The following is a 555-nucleotide window of genomic DNA, read 5'->3' on the forward strand; positions in this document are numbered from 1 at the left end:
AACTGTTTGATTTTGAGGGACTGGAGAAACTTACCGGTTGAAAAGCTCAACTGAGTGTAGTAAACTCTGAATTCCGGCGCTGAGCCGGACGGACCTCAGATTGTTCCTTGAAAACTTCACAGAGGTAAAGTAAAGCGCAAAGCAATGATGATCAATGCGTCAAGCTTTCATACTCAACGGTGAGGTCCTATTACAGTATCGACACCATAGTCTTTTGACGAAGTGTCTCACTGCAATTATGATTCACCGCGGTAAGTAAGATAGACGAAGCGATCATTCATTAGAAAATAAGGTCAAGTTAGTAAGGGCATACGGTGGATGCCTAGGCGCTGAGAGGCGAAGAAGGGCGCGGACAGCTGCGAAAAGCTACGGAGAGCCGCAAGCAGGCGTAGACCCGTAGATACCCGAATGGGGCAACCCGTCCGGAGTCATATCCGGACATCGCTGACTGAATCCATAGGTCAGCGAAGCCAACCCGGGGAACTGAAACATCTAAGTACCCGGAGGAAAAGAAATCAAGCGAGATTCCCCCAGTAGCGGCGAGCGAACGGGGAA

The 555-nt window shown here is 49.5% G+C and carries 1 rRNA gene; it reads left to right on the plus strand.

Annotated elements, in window-relative coordinates:
- Positions 1–291 precede the first annotated feature (291 nt).
- Positions 292–555 (plus strand): 23S ribosomal RNA (locus GJ688_RS20125); the annotation flags it as partial.

Origin of the sequence: Heliobacterium mobile, assembly GCF_009720735.1 — a bacterium.
GTDB classification, from domain to species: domain Bacteria; phylum Bacillota; class Desulfitobacteriia; order Heliobacteriales; family Heliobacteriaceae; genus Heliobacterium; species Heliobacterium mobile.